The organism is Helicobacter cinaedi CCUG 18818 = ATCC BAA-847, assembly GCF_000155475.1.
Lineage (GTDB): Bacteria > Campylobacterota > Campylobacteria > Campylobacterales > Helicobacteraceae > Helicobacter_C > Helicobacter_C cinaedi.
Map to the genome: position 1 here is coordinate 217,692 of NZ_DS990393.1, position 20,846 is coordinate 238,537.

21 protein-coding genes and 1 tRNA gene are annotated in these 20,846 nt (G+C 39.5%); 13 read left to right on the forward strand and 9 right to left on the reverse strand.

Annotated features, from left to right (window positions below; all coding sequences use genetic code 11):
• Nucleotides 1–5: 5 nt before the first annotated feature.
• The 8 genes from HCCG_RS08965 to hisC all read right to left on the reverse strand — a co-directional run bounded on the left by HCCG_RS08965 (nucleotide 6) and on the right by hisC (nucleotide 8,734).
• Nucleotides 6–746, reverse strand: a complete 741-nt coding sequence (locus HCCG_RS08965; protein WP_015453262.1) for a carbon-nitrogen hydrolase family protein — start codon at nucleotides 744–746, stop codon at nucleotides 6–8.
• Nucleotides 736–1,782, reverse strand: coding sequence for a ribonucleotide-diphosphate reductase subunit beta (locus HCCG_RS08970; RefSeq protein ID WP_002957189.1), 1,047 nt, complete (start codon nucleotides 1,780–1,782; stop codon nucleotides 736–738). The genes HCCG_RS08965 and HCCG_RS08970 overlap by 11 nt, the downstream gene beginning before the upstream one ends.
• A gap of 97 nt (nucleotides 1,783–1,879) precedes the next feature.
• Nucleotides 1,880–1,964 (reverse strand) — tRNA-Leu (locus HCCG_RS08975).
• A 92-nt stretch (nucleotides 1,965–2,056) separates the two neighbouring features.
• Entirely contained in the window at nucleotides 2,057–3,976 is a 1,920-nt protein-coding gene (gene dxs / locus HCCG_RS08980; protein ID WP_015453261.1) for a 1-deoxy-D-xylulose-5-phosphate synthase, read from the reverse strand.
• Between the two features lie 25 nt (nucleotides 3,977–4,001).
• Complete coding sequence (gene fliH / locus HCCG_RS08985) at nucleotides 4,002–4,853, reverse strand: flagellar assembly protein FliH (RefSeq protein ID WP_002957191.1); 852 nt, start codon at nucleotides 4,851–4,853, stop codon at nucleotides 4,002–4,004.
• On the reverse strand, nucleotides 4,840–5,871 hold the full coding sequence (gene fliG / locus HCCG_RS08990; RefSeq protein WP_002957192.1) for a flagellar motor switch protein FliG: 1,032 nt from the start codon (nucleotides 5,869–5,871) through the stop codon (nucleotides 4,840–4,842). The genes fliH and fliG overlap by 14 nt, the downstream gene beginning before the upstream one ends.
• Before the next feature lie 17 nt (nucleotides 5,872–5,888).
• Nucleotides 5,889–7,598 (reverse strand): flagellar basal-body MS-ring/collar protein FliF, encoded by a 1,710-nt coding sequence (gene fliF, locus HCCG_RS08995; protein WP_002957193.1) that lies wholly within the window; start codon nucleotides 7,596–7,598, stop codon nucleotides 5,889–5,891.
• A gap of 8 nt (nucleotides 7,599–7,606) precedes the next feature.
• A complete protein-coding gene (hisC, locus tag HCCG_RS09000) occupies nucleotides 7,607–8,734 on the reverse strand; it encodes a histidinol-phosphate transaminase (RefSeq protein WP_002957194.1) in 1,128 nt (375 codons plus the stop codon).
• A gap of 276 nt (nucleotides 8,735–9,010) precedes the next feature.
• Here hisC and HCCG_RS09005 point away from each other — a divergent pair, with 276 nt between their 5' ends.
• From HCCG_RS09005 to HCCG_RS09045, 11 genes are all read left to right on the forward strand, one after another.
• Nucleotides 9,011–10,456 (forward strand): phosphomannomutase/phosphoglucomutase, encoded by a 1,446-nt coding sequence (locus tag HCCG_RS09005; protein WP_002957196.1) that lies wholly within the window; start codon nucleotides 9,011–9,013, stop codon nucleotides 10,454–10,456.
• A complete protein-coding gene (gene pyrC / locus HCCG_RS09010; RefSeq protein ID WP_002957197.1) occupies nucleotides 10,453–11,493 on the forward strand; it encodes a dihydroorotase in 1,041 nt (346 codons plus the stop codon). The genes HCCG_RS09005 and pyrC overlap by 4 nt, the downstream gene beginning before the upstream one ends.
• Entirely contained in the window at nucleotides 11,493–12,389 is an 897-nt protein-coding gene (locus tag HCCG_RS09015) for a glycosyltransferase family 2 protein (RefSeq protein WP_002957198.1), read from the forward strand. The genes pyrC and HCCG_RS09015 overlap by 1 nt, the downstream gene beginning before the upstream one ends.
• Nucleotides 12,370–12,600: a hypothetical protein gene (locus tag HCCG_RS09020; RefSeq protein WP_034548450.1), complete on the forward strand. Its 231-nt coding sequence runs from the start codon at nucleotides 12,370–12,372 to the stop codon at nucleotides 12,598–12,600. Before HCCG_RS09015 ends, HCCG_RS09020 begins: the two co-directional genes overlap by 20 nt.
• The gene (locus tag HCCG_RS09025) at nucleotides 12,600–12,875 is read left to right on the forward strand and encodes a hypothetical protein (protein WP_034548452.1); all 276 of its coding nucleotides are present in this window, start codon (nucleotides 12,600–12,602) and stop codon (nucleotides 12,873–12,875) included. The genes HCCG_RS09020 and HCCG_RS09025 overlap by 1 nt, the downstream gene beginning before the upstream one ends.
• Nucleotides 12,872–13,015 (forward strand): hypothetical protein, encoded by a 144-nt coding sequence (locus tag HCCG_RS12005; RefSeq protein WP_154645879.1) that lies wholly within the window; start codon nucleotides 12,872–12,874, stop codon nucleotides 13,013–13,015. The genes HCCG_RS09025 and HCCG_RS12005 overlap by 4 nt, the downstream gene beginning before the upstream one ends.
• 18 nt (nucleotides 13,016–13,033) lie before the next feature.
• Nucleotides 13,034–13,357, forward strand: a complete 324-nt coding sequence (locus HCCG_RS09030; RefSeq protein WP_002957199.1) for a class I SAM-dependent methyltransferase — start codon at nucleotides 13,034–13,036, stop codon at nucleotides 13,355–13,357.
• Between the two features lie 63 nt (nucleotides 13,358–13,420).
• Nucleotides 13,421–13,885: a glycosyltransferase family protein gene (locus HCCG_RS09035; RefSeq protein WP_002957200.1), complete on the forward strand. Its 465-nt coding sequence runs from the start codon at nucleotides 13,421–13,423 to the stop codon at nucleotides 13,883–13,885.
• Nucleotides 13,866–14,816, forward strand: coding sequence for a glycosyltransferase family 4 protein (locus HCCG_RS09040; RefSeq protein WP_002957201.1), 951 nt, complete (start codon nucleotides 13,866–13,868; stop codon nucleotides 14,814–14,816). The genes HCCG_RS09035 and HCCG_RS09040 overlap by 20 nt, the downstream gene beginning before the upstream one ends.
• On the forward strand, nucleotides 14,797–14,994 hold the full coding sequence (locus tag HCCG_RS12010) for a hypothetical protein (RefSeq protein WP_002957202.1): 198 nt from the start codon (nucleotides 14,797–14,799) through the stop codon (nucleotides 14,992–14,994). The genes HCCG_RS09040 and HCCG_RS12010 overlap by 20 nt, the downstream gene beginning before the upstream one ends.
• Nucleotides 14,946–15,983 carry a glycosyltransferase family 2 protein gene (locus tag HCCG_RS09045; RefSeq protein WP_002957203.1) on the forward strand — a complete coding sequence of 346 codons (1,038 nt, stop codon included), beginning with the start codon at nucleotides 14,946–14,948 and terminating at the stop codon, nucleotides 15,981–15,983. The genes HCCG_RS12010 and HCCG_RS09045 overlap by 49 nt, the downstream gene beginning before the upstream one ends.
• Before the next feature lie 3 nt (nucleotides 15,984–15,986).
• Here the strand turns inward: HCCG_RS09045 and HCCG_RS09050 are convergent, their stop codons facing one another.
• Nucleotides 15,987–17,585: a sulfatase-like hydrolase/transferase gene (locus HCCG_RS09050; protein ID WP_002957204.1), complete on the reverse strand. Its 1,599-nt coding sequence runs from the start codon at nucleotides 17,583–17,585 to the stop codon at nucleotides 15,987–15,989.
• Nucleotides 17,586–17,688: 103 nt separating this feature from the next.
• Between HCCG_RS09050 and HCCG_RS09055 the strand changes: the two genes are divergently transcribed.
• Together HCCG_RS09055 and HCCG_RS12965 are read left to right on the forward strand one after the other, a co-directional pair.
• Nucleotides 17,689–18,963 (forward strand): glycosyltransferase family 2 protein, encoded by a 1,275-nt coding sequence (locus HCCG_RS09055; RefSeq protein WP_002957205.1) that lies wholly within the window; start codon nucleotides 17,689–17,691, stop codon nucleotides 18,961–18,963.
• Nucleotides 18,954–20,846, forward strand: a 1,893-nt coding sequence (locus HCCG_RS12965) for a glycosyltransferase (RefSeq protein WP_050754592.1), incomplete at its 3' end; no start/stop codon positions are given. The genes HCCG_RS09055 and HCCG_RS12965, both read left to right, overlap by 10 nt.

The following is a 20,846-nucleotide window of genomic DNA, read 5'->3' on the forward strand; positions in this document are numbered from 1 at the left end:
TGCTTTTATACATTAATCTGTATGCCCGTATTGAGATATTTTCTCATACGCGAAGTTTCATTTATATCCACCACTTGGGCAATATAATTTTTCTTATCATTTTTATATACAACGCCATAAGGCGTGATGATTGAGCTTCCCTTTGCCATAGTGTCATTAGCACTATTACTCGCCACAACAAAAGCTTGATTCGCCACAGCAAGGGCTTGGGATAGAATCTCAAAGTGATTTTTTCTTGCCTTGCCCCATTGTGCGCTTACAAAAATCACATCTGCCCCTTTAATTTGCTCCCACAACTCAACAAAACGCAACTCAAAGCAGATTAAAGCCGCACATCTTAGCCCATCTATCTCAAAAAAGCCTATCTCATCTTTATCCCCTGCCTGAAAATGCAACTGCTCATCACCTAGTAAAAAGAGCTTATTTTTACTCTGCTTGTGAATCACCTCGCCTTTATGAAACACTTTAAGATTATTAAAAAACTTTTTATTTTTCTTTTCAATCATTGTGGTAATAAGCGTATTTTTATACTTCGCACTGCATTCTAAAAGTCGCTCTGTGGCGAGTTTAGAAAACTCACTTGCTTCTTCCATACGCTGATAGGCAAAGCCACTTAGCACCACTTCAGGTGCGCAAATAATGGCATCTTTACCACATTGTGCGACAAAATCCTCCACCTGTTTCAAATTCCTAGCAAAATCCTGCCCCGTCTTTATCTGCATACAATAAAGTTTTTTAGAAATCATCAAAATTAATACTCCCCTTTGAATAATTTGTAACCTTAGCTTCAAAGAAATTTGTTTTTTGGTCATTAAAGCTTGCAAACTGCTCAACCCACTTAATAGGATTTTTTGAATGATAAATCTCTCTTAACCCCACCGCCCTTAAACGCATATCTGCAAGGTATTGAATATACTCTCGTATAATCTCCGCAGTCAGCCCTAGAATCTGCCCTTGCGTGATATATTCTCCCCACACAGATTCTATTTCCACCGCCTTTTGAAACATCGCTATAACCTCTTCTTCAAGCGAAGGAGTAAAAAGATGTGGCTGCTCCTTTCTTAAGGCGTTTATCATTTGCTGAAACACAAGCAAATGCGTTACCTCATCTCGCTGGATAAAGCGTATCATTTGGGCAGAGCCTAGCATTTTACCACTACGAGCAAGTGTATAAAAATATGAGAATCCACTATAAAAATATATACCCTCTAAAATTTGATTCGCAAAGAGTGCTTTAAGCAGATTCTGCTCTGTTGGTTGTTTGCCAAGCTCAATATACACATTGGCTATATGGTCGTTTTTGCTCCTTAGCTGCATATCCACACGCCACATTTCATAAATCTCATCTGTATTTGCCGAGATAGATTCCACCATAACCGCATAGCTTTGTGAATGCAATGCCTCTTCAAAAGCCTGACGCACAAGGATAAGATTAATCTCTGGGCTTGTGATGTAGGGATTAACATTATCAATAAGGTTATTTGTCTGTAAAGAATCCATAAAGATAAGTTGTGCTAACGCCCTATCATACCCCGCTTTTTCTTGGGCAGTTAGCCCATCGGCATAATCACGCTTATCGCCATTGAGATTAACTTCCTCAGGAAACCAAGTGTTTGCGAGCATTGTTTTCCAAAGATTATAAGCCCACTGATATTTGATTTTATTCAAATCAAACATACTTGTAGGATTCCCGCCAAAAATCTTACGATCTTTTACGCTCTCTTTAGATTCTGGATTATAAATTTTTTTGCGTTCAATATTTTGAGGTTGAGCTGTATCCATTACGAAGACCCTTGAAAATTTTTAAGAATGCGATTGTAGCAAACTAAGACTTAAAAACGACATATAAACAAAAAGATTTGGGGAAATAAAAAAGAAGTGGTGCGGGAAAGAGGACTTGAACCTCCACGCCTTGCGGCGCCAGATCCTAAGTCTGGTGCGTCTGCCAATTTCGCCATTCCCGCAAGCGTTTATTAGGCTTAAACCTAAAAACAAGGTGGGGATTTTACTTGATTATTCTTTAAAATTTTCTAAAATCACCCATAATTGCCTAAAACTATACGCCAACCCATTGTTTAATAGAATCTGCTAGGCTTTGCGTTCCTAGCCCAAGAGCAGATTCTACAATACCACTATTGCCGTGGGGAATAAAGCTATCTTGTATTTCAAAGCTTTTAAATGCCACATTCAGCAGATTTTCTTCCGCCATAAACTCAAGCAAAGCACTCCCCACACCGCCCATAGCATAGCTATCACTCAACACGCAAATATGCGTATGGCTTTGACACAAAATTTTAAGCCTCTCTTTGTCAAGGGGCTTTACAAAACGCAAATCAAGCAAGGTAGGATTTAGCCCAAATTCACGCAAAGATTCTCGCACATAATACGCTCTGCCTACGCCATTCCCATAGCCTATAAGCAGAATCTTTTCTCCTTGAATGAGTAGCTCCGCCTTGCCTAGCTCAAATGCCCTAGATTCAAACACGCCATCTTCTAACACAAATTTTGAACGCGGATAGCGAAAGGCACAAGGGGCATTATCGCAATGATAGGCAAAGTCAACCGCTTGAGCTAAACTTGCATTATCGCGTGGGGCAAAAAGCACAAAGTTAGGAATAGAGCGTAAGTAGGCAATATCAAATAGTCCTTGATGTGTCTCGCCATCTTCACCCACAATCCCCGCCCTATCAATGCAAAATCGCACAGGCAACCCTAAGATTCCAACATCGTGTATCAGCTGATCATACGCACGCTGCAAAAAAGTAGAGTAAATCGCCACAAATGGCTTATAGCCCTCCTTTGCCATTGCCGCCATTGAAGTAACCCCGTGAGCCTCGCAAATCGCCACATCCCAGAATCTTTGCGGATATTTTTCAATCAGTCTATCCATTCCCGTCCCGCTTGGCATAGCTGCGGTAATGCCTACGACCAATTCATCATTGCAACAGGATTCTAAAGCCTTTGAAAAGACCGCTGTTGGGGTGATTTGAGTGGATTTTTTAATCACAGAGCCGGTGCTTATATCAAAAGGAGCTACGCCGTGCCACTGCTCAAAATGCCCTTCAGCTATCTCATACCCCTTGCCTTTAAGCGTTTGGGCGTGGATAATCACGGGCTTTTTCATCTCTTTTGCCCTTTGTAGTGTATTGATAATGAGTTCAATATTATGCCCATCAATGGGACCTACATAATCAAGCCCTAGCTCTTCAAACAAAATCCCGGGCGTGATGAGCTTCAAAGATTCTTCAAAGCGTTTAGCAAGGTAAGTCGCTGAATCCGGCATTTTTTGTAAGACTTTTTTAATGCTATGGCGTGTTTTTTGATACAGTGGAGTAGTAAGAATCTGTGAAAGATAGTTGCTTATTGCACCTATGGGCTTAGCGATACTCATCTCATTATCATTTAAAACAATCACCATTGGGTATTTTCTATCGCCTAGTTCATTGAGTGCTTCATACACGAGCCCCGCACTCATTGACCCATCGCCTATCATAATCACAGGCATATATTCATTATTTTGTAACGCCCTAGCCTTAGCCGCCCCAACGCCCAAAGAAATAGAAGTAGAGCTATGCCCAGCGATAAAATAATCACTCGCAGATTCTTTAGGGTGGCAAAATCCACTTATACCCCCATACTGCCGAAGTGTGCTAAACTCACTAAAACGCCCGGTTAGAATCTTATGTGCGTAAGCTTGATGAGACACATCAAAGATAAAAGGGTGCTTTGTTGCATCAAAGACGGCGTGCATACCTATAATCAAATCTACCGCTCCAAGTGTGGAGCTTAAATGTCCGCCATTGGTGCTCACCACTTCTAAGATTCTTTTGCGAATACAGGTTGCCACACTTTTAAGCTCATCTAAAGACATTGTCCGCAAGGTATCAAACACACTCTCTTTGGCTAGACACACATCTAACGCCCTAGAATCTAAATCCTTTGTCTCATTCAATGCCGACACCTTTGCCATTTCCATTTATCTTTCCTAGTCTCTTTTGCCATTAATCACGCATATTTTCTAGCACGGATTGCTTCAAATTCTTATATCGTGCCATAATTGTGCCATCAAGATTCCCACTATCACTTACGATCACCACACCGCCTAAACTCACAGCACTATCAGCTAGAATCTCAACCTTTGTATTTTCACTCAACTGCTCTTTTAAGAAGAGATAATCACTTGGATTGACTTTGATTTTAATGTTTGTTGCGTCCATTATGGAGTTTAACAACTCCTTTGTTAAACCAAGCGCAATTTTTTGAGAGTTTTCACTCACTTCGCTCAAAATCACCTCTTTTGCAATATCCACAGAAATCGCACTTAGCTCCTTTTCCAAATCCTCCAAATGCTTTTGACTTTGCTTTAAGGCAGATTCTAGTGTGATAATAGAATCTACAAGCGATTTTTTCTGCGTATTTATCTCGGCAAATAGCTCATCTTTTGCCTTAGTTTCAGCCTCTCTAAAGCCGTCCTTGTAGCCTTCTTCTCTCGCACTTGCTACCCTTTGCTCACTTTCTACTTGCAGTTTTTCAAACTGAATCTGCAACTTTGCTAAAGAGCTAGATAACTCATCTGTCTTTTGTAACAATCTCTCGACTAGTTCCTGCTCTAAGGTAGCGATTTTTTGCATTGTAGATTCTGTGTTTTGAACCTCCGTGGAAGCTTGTGTCTCACCTAAAATCTCACTTTCATTTATCTCGCTAGTTGTCTCTTTATTTATCTCTTTACTTGGCTCTAGGATTTTGCCAGATTCTAACATCTCACTTGTAATGCTCTTAAACTCATATTTTTTAATATTATGATTTTTAAGCTCCTCTTGCCCAATAATATTTTCTTGACTAAGCAATGACATCGTCTTGCTCTCCTATTTGGATTAAGCCTTGTTCTGACAAGGTTTGCACCACTTCTACAACCTTTCTTTGTGCAGATTCCACATCACGCACTTTTACCGCACCAAGGAATTGCATCTCTTCCATAAACTGCTCACTCGCCCTTTGAGACATATTCCCCATAAATTTTTGTTTCAACTCATCAGGGGCGGATTTAAGTGCAAGTGTAAGATCCTTTTTATCCGCAATTTTGAGAATCTCTCTAATAGCGTTATTATCAAGTTTAGAGATGTCTTCAAAGGTAAACATCATCTCTTTAATCTCAATAGCTAATTGCTCATCAATCTGCTCAATATGTGCGATTGTCGCTTTGGCAGCCTTTTGTCCAAGGCGGTTAAAGATTTCAGCCACAGAGCGTGTGCCACCCACTTCTACCTTGTAGCTTGTCAATGATTCTAGTTTGTTTTCAAGCACGGCAGAGACGCGTTTAACGACACTTGGGGAAATATCCCCTAAGTTTGCCATACGGATAGCCACTTCTGCACGCAAGTCATCAGAAAAATACCCTAGCGTTTCAGCCGCACCACTTGCGTCCATATGAGCGAGAATAAGAGCAATAGTTTGAGGGTGTTCGTTAATAATAAAGTCTGCAAGTTGCTGTGGGCGGATTTTTGAAAGATAGGCAAAATTCTTTTGGGACTGCATAGTCTTAGCAAGTTTATCTAAAATCGCCTTTGCCGCTTCAGGTCCAAGAGCCTTAATCAATAAATCACGCGCATAGTCCATACCGCCGGAGTTAATGTATTGATTTGATTGAAAAATGACATAAAATTCCTCTAGCACTGCCGCACCAATGGTTTTATCCGTGCCACTTAGCTGGGCGATTTGCTTACTGACTTCTGTAATGGCATCAATATCAAGGTGGTGGAAAATCTCCGAAGTAATCTCATCGCCTAGCTGGACTAGCAAAATGGCAATTTTCTCTGCCATTGAAAGCTCATCATATTGCGCTCTTTGTCTAGGACTAAGTGTAATTGCCATAGCTACTCCTTTTTCATTTAATGCTTGATACCTTCAGTTATATCAAGCTCATCTTTAATGAGTGTTTGGAATAATGCCCCAATCTCTTGAGGACGCTCGGCAATGACATTTCGCATTTTTTCAAGCAAGACTTCATACTTGATACTATCCTCATCAAAGCCCGAGCTAAGCCCAAGCTGGTCTTCCACGCGTTTGCGTAACTCACTAAATTTATTGACATCATCTTCACCATCATCAATCTGCATAAGCGATTCAATATCATCATCTTCCTCTTCTTGCACTTCAAGCATACGCTCGGCAAATGGTGCAACGATTTTCTTGTAGAAAATAAAGATAATAACCGCCACAATGACATACTTAAGCAATGGCATAAATGGTCCAAGATAACGCTCCACTTTGTCAGAGAATAGCTCCCAAGAATCTTTTGGACGATAATCAAGCAGTGAATTTCTAAACTGCATATTAATCACCTCAACCTGATCACCCCTAGCCTCATTGTAGCCAATCGCCTTTTTCACGCCCTCTAAAAATTTATCCATCTCTTCTTGCGAACGCGGTATGTATTCTAAGCGTGGCTCTCCATCTTCCCCCACAGCTTCCTTATATGTCCCATCAATCATTACAGACGCACTCACACGCTTTAGCACCCCAAAATGCTCTTTTATATCACTTACGGTTTTATCAATTTCATTATTAATAACAACTTCGCTTTCTTTTTCCCACTCCATCATCTCATCATCTTTAAGCCCCTGCACCGGACCGATATTACTCACAACGCCGGGCACTCCACCAATTTGTGGCGGACGGAATCCTTTGCGTTCTTTTTCATATTCTCGTGTTCCTCGCACCACAGGATTTTGTCCAAACACTTCAGCCACAGACTTACGCACACTAAAATCAAAGTCCATTGTTACTTGTGCTTCTACCCCATCACCCACGCTTGGTTTTAAAAACTTCACAATCTTGGCTTCCATTGCATTTTCTGCATTTTGCTGATACTTTCTTTGGAATGCCGCTTGTTTGCCTAGAGCGGATTGCTGTGTGGCTTCATCATCTTCACCAAGTAGCTCTCCATCTTGGTTAATAATCTTTACATTCTGTGGGGTAAGTCGCTCAACTGCTGCTGCCACAAGGTGCTTAATCCCCACAACCTGCTCAATGGATAAAAACATATTATCCTGCACGGTGATTTTTACAGACGCCGATGGCGGATGTCCGCCCTGCACAAACAAAGATTCCTTAGGCATAGAAATATTGACAATAGCCTTTTCAATAGGCTTTAAGCTTTCAATCGTCCTTGCTAACTCATTTTGCTTAGCCACAAGATACTTCATATCCTGTGTAAAGGGCGTTTCTCCAACATTATTTTCTAATAAAATATCAAAGCCTACATTTTTACTTGTCTTTGGCAATCCTAGTGAGCCAAGTGAGATTCTCTGCTCATAGACTTTATCCTTTGGGACTAAAATAATATTATCTTGTGGTATCTTATAGGGAATCTTATCCTGTTGTAATCGCTGTAAAATCGCTGCAGAATCTTCAGGGTTAAGGTTGCTAAAAAGCACATCGTAGTTTTCATACTCATTTTTTGTCTCAACCCGAAACAAAACAAGATAAGTCAAAAATGCAATAATCACGACAAATGTCGTAAGGATAATAATCCGTTGTTTCTTATTAAGTTTATTTAAAACCTTGCTGATTTGTTCAAAAATGAGTTTTAAATCCACGATTGCCCCTAACTATGATGTGAAAGATGATTTACAATATAAGCTTTCAAAAGCTCAAAAACACGCTCATTTTGCTTCTTTGTGCCAATGGTGATACGAAACGCATTAAGCCCATAGGAAGAAAGATTACGGATAATTAGCCCTTTTTGCAATAGCCACTGGCATAAATGCGTAGAATCCACACCCTCACGCGATAAGGTTATAAAATTCGCATAAGAAGGGATAAAGCTAAAGCCATTCTCTCTAGCAAAAGTTTCATAGCCCACCATCTCCTTAGCATTTTGCTCTACACATTGATCTACAAACTCCTGCTCTTGCAAAGCAGTAATAGCAGCCTGCAAACTTAAGGTTGTGATATTAAAAGGAGCGCGGACTTTATAGAGCATAGCAATAATTTGAGAATCTGCTATCCCATAGCCCACACGCATTCCGCCTAGCCCATAGGCTTTTGAAAATGTCCCAAGATAGATGACATTCTCATATTTTTCTATAAGCTTATCCACGCAAAATGCCTTAGCCCTATCCTTATATGCGGCAAACTCTTGATACGCCCCATCAATGATAATAAGTGTATCTTTGTTAATTTTTTGTATAAACTGCTCCACAGATTCTGAATCTAAACATTCCCCCAAAGGATTATTTGGCACACATAAAAATATCGCACTCACACGCTTTCCACGCTCTAGTGTAGCACGATACAGAGATTCAAACTCTTCTAATTTATGCTCATCACTTGGTGTTTTACAAATCTCCACATTAGCAATCTTTGCATACACTTCATACATCGCAAAAGTTGTCTTTGCCATAAGCACACAGGCATTCTCGTGGTTGAGTGTGTGCATACAAAATTCTAGAATCTGATCGCTCCCAGCTCCAATGATAATATTGTGAGATTTTACGCTAAATTTAGACGCTAAAGCATTTTTTAGCTCAAACATAGAATCATCGGGGTATAAGGAAGCTTTATGTGCGTTTTGTTGTATCATTTCTATAACGCGTGGTGGAGCACCATAAGGATTTTCATTACTCCCAAGTTTGATAATCTCACTTAGTTTGATACCAAACTCACGCACAACAAGTTCTATGGGCTTCCCTGCCTCGTATGTAACAACTTGCTCTAATGTTTTTTTAAACATATTTCCTCGCAAATGTGAAGTTGAAATTGTATATTCCCTTAACAAAAATCGCCTATTCTATCTTAAAACTTCTTAAGATTCTATGACTAAGTCAATTTTTCTTAAATGTTTGTTTCTTAATGCTTCCCTATTATGTTTTATAGTGTTAGGTTTGAATGGAGTTCAAAAACACACTTGCAAAAACACACTTGATTTAACTTGCTTTGGGATTTGTAACAAAGTTTTGCTACAATGCCACGCATTTTAGTTTTATACTTTCAACTTGCAAGGATTTATATGCAGCATATTTTTAGAGAATACGATATTCGCGGCATTTTTGAAAAGGACTTGACTAAACAAGTCGTTTTTAGCATAGGGGCATTGCTAGGAAAACACATTTTGGATTTAGCCTTAACACCTAAAGTGCATATTGGTTACGATGCTAGGACACATTCACCCAAGCTTTTTGAATGGTTCTCTTTAGGCTTTGAAAGTGTAGGCATTGAAGTGTTTAATCTAGGGCTTGTCCCCACGCCTGTGGCGTATTTTGCCGCTTTTAACACCATAGATTCTATTGCCTGTCCAAACTCTGTTATGATTACAGGTTCGCATAATCCCCCACAATACAATGGCTTTAAAATCACTATAAATAAAGCTCCTTTTTATGGAGAGCAAATCCGCACACTTGGGGCGAAACTCCCCGCAATGCTAAAAAGCTTAGAATCTCAAGCCACTTTAGATTCTAATTCAAGCCGAGCAGATTCTAAAACTTCCACACCCACCAAACTTAACGCCTTAGAGCATTATATCGCCTACTTGACACAACATTTTTCATCGCTTCAAAATTTCCCCTATCCCATTGCGGTAGATTGCGGTAATGGCGTTGGCGGAGTAGGCATAGAGCAGATTTTAAAAAATCTTAATATCAACTACACACCGCTATTTTTCGCCCCTGATGGCACTTTTCCTAATCACCACCCAGACCCAAGTGAGGAGAAAAATCTCCACGATTTAAAAGCAAAGATGAAAGAAGAAAATCTCCCCATAGGCATAGCCTTTGATGGTGATGCAGACCGCTTGGCATTGCTTACAAGCCACTATAACTACAAGGGTGATGAGTTAGCCATTTTATTTGCTAAAGATATGAAACGCCACTTCCTAAGCCCCATTGTCATAGGCGAAGTGAAATGCTCTCAAGTAATGTATGATGAGATTAATAAAATCGGTAAGGCAGTAATGTATAAAACCGGGCATAGCAACCTAAAAGTTAAATTAAAAGAGTTAAATGCGCATCTAGCGGCTGAAATGAGCGGACATCTCTTTTTTAATGATAGGTATTTTGGCTATGATGATGCTATTTATGCCTCTTTGAGAGCTTTAGAGCTATTTTTACATTATAGCCCAAGTGAAATGGAAAGTTTTATGCACTCCTTACCGCGTCTATACAGTACTGATGAAGAGAAGATTCACACCACTGAAGAACAAAAATTTGCTCTTATTAATGCGTTAAAATCCGCCCTGCAAACGCCACCAAGCGACTTTCCGCATATAAAGGACATTATTGATATTGATGGATTGCGTGTGATATTTGATAATGGCTGGGGCTTGATACGAGCAAGCAATACCACGCCTGTGCTTGTTACACGCTTTGAAGCGACAAGTCAAAATGAGTGTGAAAGCTATAAAAATCATCTGCTTACTTTGCTTAAAAAGTGCAAGATTCACAATAAAGACACAAAATGACACTTTATATTCAAAATCCACTTGATATGCACCTGCACTTGCGGGAAGGGGCAATGCTAGATTCTGTGCTACCTTTCACTGCTCAAGCCTTTAGTGCCGCCCTTGCTATGCCAAATCTCAAAACGCCCATTACCACCACCGCCCTTGCCCTTGAGTATAAAAAGCAGATTCTAGAATCTAGCACAAAATCCGGTAGCAAGGACTTCACACCGCTTATGAGTATTTATCTTACACAAAGCTTAGATAAAGATGAGCTAGAAAAAGCACAAGCTAATGGTATTAGAATCTTAAAGCTTTATCCCAAGGGGGCGACCACAGGCAGTGAAAATGGTATGAGTGAGATTTTAGACAATAAAACGCTAGAGATTTTTGCTTTGGCTGAAAAGCTAGGCTTTATCCTATCTATCCACGGGGAGAGCAATGGCTTTTGTATGGATAGGGAGTTTGAGTTTTTGAAAGTGTTTAAACACATCGCTACAAACTTCCCCAAACTCCGCATTATTATAGAGCATATGAGCGATAGACGCTCACTTGAAGCCATAGAATCCTATGAAAATCTTTACGCTACGCTGACTTTGCACCATATCAGTATGAATTTGGACGATGTCTGCGGGGGTATGCTTAATCCACATCATTTTTGCAAACCTATGCTAAAAACCAAAAAAGACCAGCAAGCCCTGTTGCATTCTGCCCTAAACGCCCACCCCAAAACAAGCTTTGGCTCGGATTCTGCCCCGCATTTAGAATCTGCCAAGCTTAGCTCCAAAGGGGCGGCAGGGATTTTCTCCGCCCCTGTTTTACTCCCTGCTTTAGCTCAGCTCTTTGAAGAACATAATAAACTAGAAAATCTCCAAGCCTTTGTGAGTGATAGGGCATTTGAGATTTATGGGCTGGATTCTAAAAATATTCCGCAAAAAAGCGTTAAGCTAGTAAGAGAATCTAGCAAGGTGCCAAGCAAAATTAACATTCCCCTTGATAATATGGGCGATATTGTGCCGCTTTTTGCCGATAAGATTTTACAATGGAGACTAGGCTAATGCAGCTTCCGCTCATCTCTGTTATTACTGTTGTTTATAATGATATAGCTCACATTGTGGAGACTTTAGATTCTGTAACTGCACAGGACTATCCGCAGATAGAATACATCATCATTGATGGGGCAAGTAGTGATGGCACGAGAGAAAAGATTATGGAATATATCGCTTCGTGTGCGAATACAGATTCTAAAAAATACGAAGAGCAAAATGGTAGAATCTACCTTGAAGCTACACATAGAGAGAAAAATCTTTTGTTTAAATTCCTAAGTGAGGCTGATAGTGGAATCTATGATGCGATGAATAAGGGCATAGACCTCGCCACTGGAGAGTGGTGTAACTTTATGAATTGTGGGGATAGGTTTTATAGCCCAAATACAATACTTGAGCTTTTCACACGCTTCTTTGTAATGTGCGGGGGGGGGGCAGCTCATCATAATTTTGCTAACTTTATCATCTATGGCGATACGCAAATTATCTATGATAAAGAACATTCTAAGATTCTTTATGCCTCCACAAAATCACACAAATATCACCACCGCTTTATCCATCAATCCGCCTTTATCGCCACTTCTCTTATGCAAAGCTATCATTATGATACAAGCTTTAAAATCGCTGGAGATACAGACTTTTTCACTAGAGCATACAATAGCGGTGTAATGTTTCTTCATATCCCACTAGTGATTTCAAGCTTTAATGTTGATGGAGTAAGCTCAAGCCTATCGTGGCAAATGTTTAAAGAGGACTGCCAAATCGGCTATAAATACAACTGCTTGTTTCCCATATTTCACGCACTCAAATATATATTTTGGGTAATCCCACGCGTATGTATTCGCAATGCTATTCCGGCAAATTTCCGCAACCAAGCTAGAATTCTGCTTGGCAAAAAGACAAATTAATCCCAAACATAAAGGAGCATCAATATATCTAAACACCCCGAGTAAAAAGCCCACGCTTAAAAGCATTTTACGCAAATGTTACCGCAAGGCTCAAGCTGTCTTTAGACAAATAGATTTCGTCCCAAGCGGGCATTTCTACTCGCCCATTGCTAATGCCAAAGAGATAGAAGAAGGCATAGCTCACCGCTCTTATGTGAGCCAAGTGATTTAGTGGGCATAGATTTAAGACTAGAATCCCAAAGAGCATTACTCAAAGAATTTGCTAAGCTTTATGCAGAGCTACCATTCACGGAATCTAAGCAGCCCCATTTTCGCTACTACTTTGATAATCCAGCCTATTGCCATAGCGATGGAATCTGCCTGTATTCTATGATACGCCACTTACAACCACAAAGGATTATAGAAATTGGCTCTGGCTTTAGCTCCGCACTTATACACGATGTTAGGGAGCTTTTCTTCACATCTAACGGGGGGGGGGGCAGATGATAAACTCTGTGCATGTCACCCACATTGAGCCATACCCCGCCCTTTTACATTCTCTTCTAAAACAAAGCGATATAGATTCTCCCCACACACGCATTTTGCCAAACCGCTTACAAGAGATAGATTTAAGCATTTTTGAATAGCTAGAAGCAAATGATATTTTGTTTATAGATTCTACGCATATCTCCAAAATCAACTCCGATGTCAATAGAATCTTTTTTGAGATTCTCCCTAGGCTTAAAAGTGGTGTGTATATCCACTTCCACGATATTTTTTACCCCTTTAGCTACCCCAACGACTGGCTACGCGATAAAAACTCGTGGAATGAAACTTATCTTTTACGCACATTCTTAAGCTTTAATACCGCCTTTGAAATCGTGTTTTTCAACACCTGCTTAAATCATCTCTACAAAGACGAGTTTGCCACCGCCCTGCCCCTAAGCCAGAAAAACACCGGTGGGAGCATTTGGCTTAAAAGGCTATAAGGCTTATTTTAAGTGAGACTTGCTACAATCGCAACTCGCAAATTAGAAACCATAGGGACATAGATGAAAGAATATCAAGCACACACCATAAGTGCCATTTATGGGGATACGATGTTTTGCTTAGGTCAAAACTACAACAAGATTCCACGCGTAAAAAGCAATCCCGTCTATCGTATGCCCTTTTGTCATCAAAGCGTGTTTGTCAAAACTTCATTGCTTAGGCAACACCACTTTGATACAAGCTTTAAAATTTGTGCGGATAATGCCTTTTTTACAACAATCTATAACCAAGGGCAGCGATTTTGCTATATTGATATGATTGTAAGCATATATGACGCCTATGGGCTTTCATCAAAGCCAAGTTGGCAGTATTTCAAAGAAGAAGTCCGCATTATTGCTAGGCATAATGTTATATATCTTATGCCCTTTTGCTTGAAATATCTCTCTATGGTTATCAAATTTAGTATAAAATCTATCCTACCAAAAGAATTAGCCTTAAGGATTCAAAGTGTCTATAACGCAAAATAATAAGCCAAAAAAAGTCCTTATTGCCTCTTTAACACGCAAGGGAGGAGGCTTTGAGCATTACACTATTTCCATACTCAAGCATTTTAGCCTACCCTACACCATATATCAAAGCAAATATGTGAATGTTGAAAGCAAAATCGCCTGTGCCAAAACAATGATAACCTACACCAACAAAGCTACATTTGTGCTAAACTCCCTTTTTATCCTGCCCTTTATATTTATCAAGCTTTGCTTCATAGCAAGGCGATATGATGTGCTTTATCTGCCACATTTTCATTTTTGGAATCTTGCATTTATCCTTGCTTTTAGACTTCATAATAAGTCTGTTGTGCTTACAGAACACGATGGAATCGTGCATTTAGGCGATGAGTTGCCCTTACAACAAGCCCTCATTAACGCGTGTATCAAGCACTCTACACACATTATCTTTCTTACACATTATGTCAAATCCCTTGTATCCCCAAAACTTTTACAAAATAAACATATATCCATCATACCTCACGGCATTTTTGCCTTTGATGGTCTGCATACTAAGCCAAAATCTTTCACACATAAGCCTACTTTGCTCTTTTTTGGACGAGTAAGTAAATATAAGGGCATAGAGTTGCTATTACAGGCTATAAACACGCTCCCTGAAGATTCATTTAGTAAGCTCATCATCGCAGGAAAAAGTAGCTATCAATATGATACAAGCAACCTTAAAGAATCTATTAGAAAAAAAATAGAGATTATTGATGCCTTTCTCTCACAACAAGAAATTATTACACTTTTTAATCAATCTCATATTCTCATTATGCCCTATTTAGAGGCTAGTCAAAGTGGTGTAGCCGCTGTGGGAATCGCCAATGCTATGCCTACAATCTGCACCGATGTCGGCGGCTTAAAAGAGCAATTTATTTTAGCAAATAGCAATGGGGGGGGGGGCAGATGATAAACTCTGTGCCATCATTTGCCAACCCAATGCCAATGACCTTGCTTCTTGTATTTTACATTTATCAAAGGATAAAATGCTTTATAACAGCCTTAGCCACGACCTTACCCTTTTGGCGGAAAGCTTAAAATGGCACAACATCTCCGCCCAGATTCAAAAGGTCATTCAAACAGCCTAACCCCACTTATATCTATCATTATCCCCGTCTATAATGTAGAACAATATATCGCAAGGTGTTTAGAATCTTGTATCAATCAAACTTTGCGTGATATAGAAATCATCATAGTAGATGATTGTGGGAGTGATGATTCTATACAAATTGCCCAACGCTATGCAGATAAAGATAGGAGAATCCGCATTATCCACAATGAAAAAAATCTAGGCACTTTTCACACTCGGGCAAATGGCATACGCCACGCTCAAGCGGAGTTTTGTATGTTTGCTGACCCTGATGATTATCTAACACCAAAAGCTTGTGAAATCGCCTACAACACAATCACCCATCACAAAGTTGATATGGCACATTTTTCCATTGCTTATGAGCCAAAAAGCCTAAAACGCATTAAACCCATTGTCCATAATGGCATACTCAAAGATGATAAAATGCGTCTCTTTCTCAGCGGGGGTAATAATACGCAAAGTCTGTGCGATAAAATCTACAAAACCTCTATTTTGCTTGCCTCTCTTAAAAAGCTTGATTTTTTCACTCCACCGCTTAATATGCTTGAAGATGGGCTGCTTGTGCTTGTAGCAAGTATGGAATCTACAAGCTACTTTGGCATAAACGATACACTATATTTTTATTGCCACAATCCAAGCTCAATCACCAAACGCAAAGATCCTAAAACTTTTACGCTCAAACAGCAACATTTTGATAAACTCCTATCAATCACGCAAGAGCTTCTATCCCTTTACCCAAAGCACACTTTACTTCTTAGCAAATACCGCCACAAAGTTGCCTCCACGCTGATGATAGAGAGTAGGGACTTTAGCCATAATGAGTTTTGTCAATCGCTTAAGATTCTACATAAGCACGGCTTAGATAAACGCTGTGATTTACCACCCTATATAAAATCCACGCTGCTTTCATTGCGTTATGCTTTTAGATGGCAGAATCTTATCCGCCTTCTTGCATTTGCTGGGAGTTTTGGAAAAATACAGCTATAAAATTTATTCTCTTACTGCAAAATCTGGCTCTCTCCCAAAAAAACCAAAAGGCACACCATAGAAAAACCCATCAATAGAATCTACCTTGTAAAACAAACTTGTTTCTTTGGCATACCCAAGATTCTCTATATCATAGCCCATATACATAAGAATCGTAGGGATAATATGAAAGTGTGATGCTCTATTTAAATTTGAATCTGCGTATGCCTGAAGCCCAACTAGCTCCCTATTACTCATTATCACTAGTGGCACTTCACCTTCCCCAAAATATGGATTTGTGCTTGAACAATGCGTAAGTCCAGCCACATCTTGGAGATTCTGTCCGTGGTCAGAGGTATAGATAAACAGCACTCCTTGCTTGTATTGATTTTTAAAAAGAGTTTCAAAAAACATATCACTTTGACAAATCACATTTCTAAGATACATTACTCTTTCTTGATTGTCCTTTGTATATGAATCTTGTGGCTCTGCTACAATCTCCTTAGGAGCAGAATAAGGAAAATGAGAGCCTTTTTTGATAATGTAAGTAAAGCTTGGTGTTTCATCATTAAGATATGTCAAAGATTCCAAAATATCAGCATCTTTGTCTATATTTGTTTGTGATAAATTATATCTAATAAGCCTCAACTCACTTGCATCAAAAAAGTCGTGTCCATTCCCGCCCATCTGTGCATCATAAAGATAAGTTTCATACCCAGCATTAATAGCATAACTCCAAATCAATGGATTCTCATAAAAATCCTGTGTAACTCTACCGCTCCTTACCCCTTTACGAAGAATAATATTGCTTATATGTGAGCAGTTTGCAGCTGAATTAGCAGTGCCATAGTCAATAATATGCCAACTTTCAGGTATGTTACTTAAGCGTTTAAAAGAAGAATAATCCGCCCTCACGCTCTCATCAACAATCAAAACAATATGTGAAATTTTACGAGAATTAGAAGGCATTTGCAGGGTTGTGTAATTATAAGAAGGATGTGTGCTAAAAGCATTATCATAAACATAAGCCAACAAAAGAGCTAATGGGCTTAATGGACTTGGAAGCTTATTTGTCGCTGCTCCTTGTCGGTATATGCAAGTAAGCATAACAAAAACTACTAAAAGGAGTAATAATATATACCCCCCCCCCCCCGCAGTCATAAAAAATCTCATATTTTTTTGTGTATGTTTTAATCCCTTAGGCATAATGATAAACCCAATCCACAAAACGCATAATCGTGGGAAAGCCGCCATTATCTCGCTATTATACATTTTTAAAGCATCAAATACATTTGCTTTTGACTGATACAAAATGACAAAATCAATGTATTCCATTACCTTTCCTGAAGCGTAATAAAACACATCAACATATAAGCTTGAAATACTTACAAGAACCAAAACTGCAAACCTAAAGATTCTACTAGAACTTCTAGCCACAAGCACAAGTGCCACAATAAACAATCCATACACAACAATAAGCATTACACTTTTAAATAAGAAAAAAGTTTGAATATTAACCTGCATAAGTTTTGCATCTATACTTGGCTTATCGCTAAAAACAAAAAAAGCGATTAAAAGAACAGCAAAAACACTTCGTATGCCTACATAAAAATTTTTGGGCATTTTATCTCCTTTAGCAATGAAGCGGATATTATAGTATGAAATACATTATTCTTGGCTTACCTAAATATGCTAGAATTTCACAAGTCTAACCCAAAGGCGTTATGTGATACAAAATTGTAAATGTGCTATCTCTATCATTATCCCCACTTATAATGTAGAATCTTACATTGCTCGTTGCCTTGATTCTTGCATTAATCAAACCTTACACAACATTGAAATTCTAGTAATAGATGACTGCGGAAGTGATGATTCTATTGCTATCGCACAACGCTATGCGGATAAAGATAGTAGAATCCGCATTATCCATAATGAAAAAAATCTTGGCACTTTTGGCTCACGCATTGAAGGGATAAAAGCCGCAGGTGGCAGGTATATAGCCTTTTTAGATGCTGATGATTACCTAAAGCTAGAGACTTGTGAAAAAATGCTTCAACTTTTCACAGATTCCACTCTAGCCAACACGCACACGCTTATAGATTTAAAAACCGTAGAATCTACCCCCGATATTATTCACTTCAAATCCCACTACACAGTCAATAAACAAACTAAGCCTCTAGCAAAGCTCACGCACTACACCCGCTATATGCTCCCTACTCGCTTTAGCAAAGCCCCTTTACATAACGAGCAAATTGCGTATAACTTCTTTTTAAATTCAAAGCAGTTTCCTAAATTCACTATTTGGGATAAATGCTATAAAACTGCCCTTGTTAAACAAACCTTGCCCCTTATTGAAAGCTTCATACCCTTAAAGCTCACAATGGCTGAAGATATGCTAAAGTTTTTTGTTATCAGTGCGTTTGCTAAGAGCTATGTGAGCGTGGATTCTAGACTCTATATGTATTGTCTAAATGATGGCTCCATTACGCAAAATCCACAAGCAAAACAGAAAAAAATTAACGATATGTCCTATATCATTCAAGCCTTACATTCCCTTAGTAAAAAGCTAAAATCACACAACGCCCTTATGCCTACCATAGCTCAAGTTATGAGCAAAAATCTCGCCGCACTTATTATCTTAGAATCACGCTTAAGTGGAATGCACGGGGGGGGGGGATATAGTAGAATCTCAACACAACTCTACATCGCATTCTGCGGCTACGCGACAATCCTTGCAAGATTCTTTGCACTCCACGCAAATGACCGAGATTCTAGCTCCGCTTATGCCACTTGTGGAATCCGGGCTTATCCCAGCACCCAAGATGTCAAAATATATGCGTTATATCCGCTCACAATACTTACTCTCCTGCATATTGTCATTACAATATTGGAATCGCTGCCTTACTTATATCCGCATTTTTGCTTACACTCTAAGCCTAGGCAAAATCAAACTCTAAATCTCTTTAATCTCATTATCCTAAAGGCACACCAATGTCTTTAGGGATAAAATATTTCAAACTCCCTAGATTCCAGCTCTTAGGTGCAAGTGATTGTGAAAATCCTAGTGCGATAAGCAAAATGCAGATTCTAGAGTGGCAAAAGCAAGGGATTATAGAGTATCTAGGCAGCACAAGCGATGTTCGCCCATTTTTAGAATCTAGCTCTTGTGTGGTGCTACCAAGCTTCTATAAAGAAGGTGTGCCTAGGGTGTTGCTAGAAGCGATGAGTATGGGCAAATCTATCATCACCACAAATATCGCGGACTGCAAGGAGTGTGTCACTCCGCCTTTTACCCCTTATGAAAATCTCCTTATCGGGCAAAATGGCATACTTATCCCACCAAAAGATATAAATGCCCTAGCCCTAGCTATCTCCTTGCTTATCTCAAACAAACTTCCACTCGCACAAAGCCCGCTTACAAAGCCACAAAACCTACCCACACTTGCCCAAATGAGAACAAATGCTAGGGTGTTTGTGAAAGGGCGTTTTGATATATCACGGATTGTGGAGTGCTATAAAAGAGCAGTAAGCTCCTGTGTAGATTTAGCTTTGGGTAATCATTCCGCGGATTTTGGGGATTTTAGGGCAACCGCAGACCTCAAGTCTAGCTCTACCCTAAAATCCCCAAAAAACTACGAAAGCAATACCGCAAATCTTAGAATCTTAGAAGAAAAAAACCAAACCGAGCTAGAATCTAGTGTGCAAGTGGATTCTATGGATTGTCACGCCGACAAGTCGGCTCGCAATAACAGCAAGTTAGATTCCAGCACAAGCACAACAATTCTAAACAAGTCCGCAAAGGATTCTAGGATTTGCGAAAATACTCAAAATGTGTTTTGTAACCAAGCAACTAGGCGACAGGATTTTGGAGCTAAAAATGGGGCTTTGCAAGGTGGGGCAAGGGAGCTACCTAAAGCGGTAGTGACCGCAGACCCATCGCAGCAATCGCCATTTTTAGCCCAAAAGCCAACGCCTAGACTCGTATTTGTGAGTAATACTTGCTTTGGTATGTATAACTTCCGTCTCCAAGTCCTAAAATCCCTACAACAAAGTGGCTTTGCTATCCATATCATCGCCCCTTTTGACTCTAGCACAAGATATTTAGAACAAGAAGGCTTTAGCACACATAATCTCTACTTAGATTCTAGATCCCTTAATCCGCTAAAAGACTTCCGCACCACTTACGCACTCTACAAACTCCTAAAACACATACGCCCAACCCTAGTGTTTAACTACACGATAAAACCAGCCATTTACTCTTCAAGCGTGTGTAATTTCCTAAAAATCCCAAATATCGCTGTCATCACGGGACTTGGCTATGTGTTTATCAACGATAAGGGCAAAAATTGCAGTATAAAAAAGCGTGTGCTACGCTCTATCGTGTGCCAAATGTATCGCTTCGCCCTTAAAAAAACGCAAGAAGTGTGGTTTTTAAACAATGATGATAAGCAAGAGTTTTTATCATATAAGTTAATTAAACAAAATCAAGCCTTTTTGCTTGATAGTGAGGGGGTGGATACGGAGTATTTTTCCCCTAAAAACAGCGATGTCAAAGCACAGGAGCAAGGAGAAATAGTCTTTTTACTCATCGCTAGAATGCTATGGGATAAAGGCGTGGGCGAGTTTGTAGAAGCGGCAAAAATGGTGCAAGAATCTATGAAAGAAGCTAATAAAGTAGAATCTAATGGGGGGGGGGGCATAAATAAATTATCGTTTGCATTCCCACTTAAAATCCGCTTCCAACTGCTAGGCGCAAGTGATTGTGAAAATCCTAGTGCGATAAGCAAAATGCAGATTCTAGAGTGGCAAAAGCAAGGGATTATAGAGTATCTAGGCGAGACAAAAGATGTTCGCCCATTTTTAGAATCTAGCTCTTGCGTAGTG

What these genes read in the sequence shown, in the direction of transcription:
- HCCG_RS08965 (WP_015453262.1), bottom strand. Translation starts at nt 746, where the DNA reads ATGATTTCTAAAAAACTTTATTGTATGCAGATAAAGACGGGGCAGGAT.
- HCCG_RS08970 (WP_002957189.1), bottom strand. Translation starts at nt 1,782, where the DNA reads ATGGATACAGCTCAACCTCAAAATATTGAACGCAAAAAAATTTATAAT.
- dxs (WP_015453261.1), bottom strand. Translation starts at nt 3,976, where the DNA reads ATGGAAATGGCAAAGGTGTCGGCATTGAATGAGACAAAGGATTTAGAT.
- fliH (WP_002957191.1), bottom strand. Translation starts at nt 4,853, where the DNA reads ATGTCATTGCTTAGTCAAGAAAATATTATTGGGCAAGAGGAGCTTAAA.
- fliG (WP_002957192.1), bottom strand. Translation starts at nt 5,871, where the DNA reads ATGGCAATTACACTTAGTCCTAGACAAAGAGCGCAATATGATGAGCTT.
- hisC (WP_002957194.1), bottom strand. Translation starts at nt 8,734, where the DNA reads ATGTTTAAAAAAACATTAGAGCAAGTTGTTACATACGAGGCAGGGAAG.
- HCCG_RS09005 (WP_002957196.1), top strand. Translation starts at nt 9,011, where the DNA reads ATGCAGCATATTTTTAGAGAATACGATATTCGCGGCATTTTTGAAAAG.
- pyrC (WP_002957197.1), top strand. Translation starts at nt 10,453, where the DNA reads ATGACACTTTATATTCAAAATCCACTTGATATGCACCTGCACTTGCGG.
- HCCG_RS09015 (WP_002957198.1), top strand. Translation starts at nt 11,493, where the DNA reads ATGCAGCTTCCGCTCATCTCTGTTATTACTGTTGTTTATAATGATATA.
- HCCG_RS12005 (WP_154645879.1), top strand. Translation starts at nt 12,872, where the DNA reads ATGATAAACTCTGTGCATGTCACCCACATTGAGCCATACCCCGCCCTT.
- HCCG_RS09035 (WP_002957200.1), top strand. Translation starts at nt 13,421, where the DNA reads ATGAAAGAATATCAAGCACACACCATAAGTGCCATTTATGGGGATACG.
- HCCG_RS12010 (WP_002957202.1), top strand. Translation starts at nt 14,797, where the DNA reads ATGGGGGGGGGGGCAGATGATAAACTCTGTGCCATCATTTGCCAACCC.
- HCCG_RS09045 (WP_002957203.1), top strand. Translation starts at nt 14,946, where the DNA reads ATGGCACAACATCTCCGCCCAGATTCAAAAGGTCATTCAAACAGCCTA.
- HCCG_RS09050 (WP_002957204.1), bottom strand. Translation starts at nt 17,585, where the DNA reads ATGCCCAAAAATTTTTATGTAGGCATACGAAGTGTTTTTGCTGTTCTT.